At 71.9% G+C, this 3674-nt stretch carries 3 protein-coding genes; all 3 read left to right on the top strand.

The window, feature by feature from the left end:
* The first annotated feature begins 337 nt into the window (after positions 1-337).
* The gene (locus ABZ877_RS39640) at positions 338-1186 is read left to right on the top strand and encodes a GNAT family N-acetyltransferase (protein ID WP_361081577.1); all 849 of its coding nucleotides are present in this window, start codon (positions 338-340) and stop codon (positions 1184-1186) included.
* A gap of 42 nt (positions 1187-1228) precedes the next feature.
* Positions 1229-1786 (top strand): GNAT family N-acetyltransferase, encoded by a 558-nt coding sequence (locus ABZ877_RS39635; RefSeq protein WP_361081574.1) that lies wholly within the window; start codon positions 1229-1231, stop codon positions 1784-1786.
* Between the two features lie 91 nt (positions 1787-1877).
* Positions 1878-3578, top strand: coding sequence for a proline--tRNA ligase (locus ABZ877_RS39630; RefSeq protein WP_361081572.1), 1701 nt, complete (start codon positions 1878-1880; stop codon positions 3576-3578).
* Positions 3579-3674: the final 96 nt, after the last annotated feature.

Genomic DNA, 3674 nt, shown 5'->3' with positions numbered 1-3674 from the left:
CCGGCGCCCCTGAGATGGCGCACGAAGTGCGCATCTCAGGGGCGCGGGGAACTGCGCGAGCAACCACGACGGTGCCGCGGTCGAAAGGAGCCCGCATTGGGCAGACGCTCAGGGGCGCGGGGAACTGCGCGACCAGCCACGGCGGTGCCGTCACGCGCGTGAGGGGGACTCGGCGGGGCACAAGGGTGCGGGCCGGGTGGGCCCGCGCCCGGGGCCCGGCCGAGGCGGAGGCGGCTGAAATCACCGGCAGGTACAGTGCGGAGATCAGCGGCCCCGCCGAACCCGACCCCCAAAGCCCCCGGCCCAGAACCGACCCGCCCCCCAAAAAGGCCCGCCCGTGTTGACTCAGACCACCACCCGGGTCCTCGAACCGAGTGACCTGGACGCCGCGCTCGCCGTCCTTGACCGCGAGCCCGTCGCCAACGCCTTCGTGACGGCCCGCGTCCGCGTCGCGGGCCTGGACCCGTGGCGGCTGGGCGGCGAGATGTGGGGCTGGTACGAGGACGGGATGCTGGAGTCCCTCTGCTACGCGGGCGCGAACCTGGTCCCGATCTGCGCGACGGACCGCGCGGTACGCGGCTTCGCCGACCGGGCGCGCCGCGCGGGCCGCCGCTGTTCGTCGATCGTGGGCCCGGCGGAGCCGACCGCGCTGCTGTGGCGGCTCCTGGAGCACAGTTGGGGCCCGGCCCGCGACGTCCGGCCCCATCAGCCGCTCATGGTGACGGACCGGATGCCCGCCGACGTCGCCCCGGACCCGTACGTCCGGCGCATCCGCAAGGACGAGATGGACGCGATCATGCCGGCGTGCGTGGCGATGTTCACCGAGGAGGTCGGGGTCTCGCCGCTGGCCGGGGACGGCGGGCTGCTCTATCAGGCGCGCGTCGCGGAGCTGGTCGGTTCGGGCCGTTCCTTCGCCCGCCTCGATGAGCACGGCAAGGTCATATTCAAGGCCGAGATCGGCGCCGCGACCGAGCAGGCGTGCCAGATCCAGGGCGTCTGGGTGGCGCCGGAGCACCGGGGCCGGGGCCTGGCCGCCCCCGGTATGGCGGCCGTCCTGCGCTACGCCCTCGCCGACGTCGCCCCCCTGGTCAGTCTCTACGTCAACGACTTCAACACCCCGGCCCGTGCCGCGTACCGCCGCGTCGGCTTCGAAGAGGTCGGCGCGTTCATGAGCGTCCTCTTCTGAGCGTCCTCTTCTGAAGAAGCGTCCCCGGGGTACTCTCCGGGCATGCCGCACCGGAACCGTACGGACGACACCGCCGTGACCATCGGCCCCCTCGATCTGCAGGCCCGCGTCGACGAGGCGCTGGCCGTCCAGGCGCACGCGTTCGGCCTGAGCGACGAGGAGATCGCCGTACGCCGCCAGATCGTGCTGCGCCACATCACGTACGCGGGTGCCCGCGCGCTCGGCGCGACCACGGAGACCGGCCGTCTCGTCGGCTTCGTCTACGGGATGCCGAACGACCGCACGCACTGGTGGTCCACGGTCGTCGAGCCGTATCTGCGCGCCCGCGCCCTCGACCACTGGCTGGACGACTCCTTCGTCATCACCGAGCTGCACGTCCACCCCGGCTACCAGAATCGCGGTGTCGGCCGCAGCCTCATCACCACCATCACGGACGGCGCCACCCAGCCCCGTTCGATCCTCTCGGCGATCGACTTCGACAGCCCGGCCCGCGGCCTGTACCGCTCCCTGGGCTACGAGGACCTCGCCCGCCAGGTCCTCTTCCCGAGCGCCCCGCGGCCGTACGCGGTGATGGGCGCCCCGCTTCCCTTGCGCCGCTGACACGGGTGCCGGACCGGAACCGATTTCCGGCGGCGCCGCCCGCCCGGCTAACCTCCTGAGCACAACCCTTTCGTCGCAGGAGTCAAGAATCATGGCCAAGGTCCAGGTCCAGCGCATGTCCCGGTTGATGGTGAAGACACTGCGCGACGACCCGGCGGACGCCGAGGTGCTGAGCCACAAACTGCTGGTCCGCGCCGGTTTCGTGCGCCGTACCGCGGCCGGTGTCTGGTCCTGGCTGCCGCTGGGCCGCAAGGTCTACGCGAACGTGGAGCGCGTCGTCCGCGAGGAGATGGACGCCATCGGCGCCCAGGAGGTCCTGCTCCCCGCTCTCCTGCCCAAGGAGCCCTACGAGGCGACGGGCCGCTGGGAGGAGTACGGCGCCGAGCTGTTCCGCCTGAAGGACCGCAAGGGCGGCGACTACCTCCTCGGTCCGACGCACGAGGAGATCTTCACCCAGCTGGTCAAGGACCAGTGCACGTCCTACAAGGACCTGCCGGTGATCCTGTACCAGATCCAGACGAAGTACCGCGACGAGGCGCGCCCCCGCGCGGGCATCCTGCGCGGCCGCGAGTTCCAGATGAAGGACTCCTACTCCTTCGACCTGACCGACGAGGGCCTCGCCGAGTCCTACGCCCTGCACCGCGCCGCCTACCAGCGCATCTTCGAGCGCCTCGGCCTCGACTACCGCATCTGCGCCGCGACGGCGGGCGCCATGGGCGGCTCGAAGTCGGAGGAGTTCCTCGCCCCGGCCGGCGCCGGTGAGGACACCTTCGCCGACTGCCCGCACTGCGACTACGCGGCCAACACCGAGGCCGTCACGTACCCCCTGAAGCCGGTCGACGCCGCCGACGTGCCCGCGCTCGAAGAGATCCCCACGCCCGACACCCCGACCATCGAGACGCTCGCCGCGCACCTCGACGTCCCGGCGTCGGCCACGCTCAAGAACCTGCTGGTCAAGGTCGACGGCGAGATCGTCGCCATCGGCGTCCCCGGCGACCGCGAGGTCGACATGGACAAGGTCGAGGCGCACTTCTCCCCGGCCGCCGTCGAGCTGGTCACGGCCGAGGACTTCGAGGGCCGCGAGGACCTGGTGCGCGGCTACGTCGGCCCGCAGGGCCTGGAGAAGGTCACCTACCTCGCCGACCCGCGCGTCGCCCCCGGCACCGCCTGGATCACCGGCGCCAACAAGGACGGCGTCCACGCGAAGAACGTCGTCGCGGGCCGTGACTTCGAGGTCTCGGAGTACGTCGACGTCGTCGTGGTCGAGGAGGGCGACCCGTGCCCCAAGTGCGGTACGGGCCTCAAGCTGGACCGCGCCATCGAGATCGGCCACATCTTCCAGCTCGGCCGCAAGTACGCCGACGCCTTCCAGCTCGACGTCCTCGGCCAGAACGGCAAGCCGGTCCGCGTCACCATGGGCTCGTACGGCATCGGCGTCTCGCGCGCCGTCGCCGCCCTGGCCGAGCAGCACGCCGACGACAAGGGCCTGATCTGGCCCGAGGAGATCGCACCGGCCGACGTTCACGTCGTCGCGGCGGGCAAGGCGCTCCAGACCGAGCTGGCCCTGGAGGTCTCCGACAAGCTGGCCGCCGCCGGTGTCCGGGTCCTGGTCGACGACCGTCCCGGCATCTCTCCCGGCGTGAAGTTCACCGACTCCGAGCTGATCGGCGTGCCGAAGATCCTGGTCGCCGGGCGGCGCGCCGCCGACGGCGTGGTGGAGCTGAAGGACCGCCGCACCGGCGAGCGCGAGGAGCTGACGGTCGAGGAGGCCGTCGCCCGCCTCACCGCATAAACAGGCACCACAGAGAAGCGCCCCGGACCGTCAGGCCCGGGCGTGCGCGGCAGGGACACGCCCGCCGCGCGGTACGCGGCCTGGGTGAGCCCCGAG

The sequence above is a fragment of the Streptomyces sp. NPDC046939 genome, assembly GCF_040644575.1.
Taxonomy (GTDB): domain Bacteria; phylum Actinomycetota; class Actinomycetes; order Streptomycetales; family Streptomycetaceae; genus Streptomyces.
This window is presented reverse-complemented; position numbering and strand designations above follow the sequence as displayed.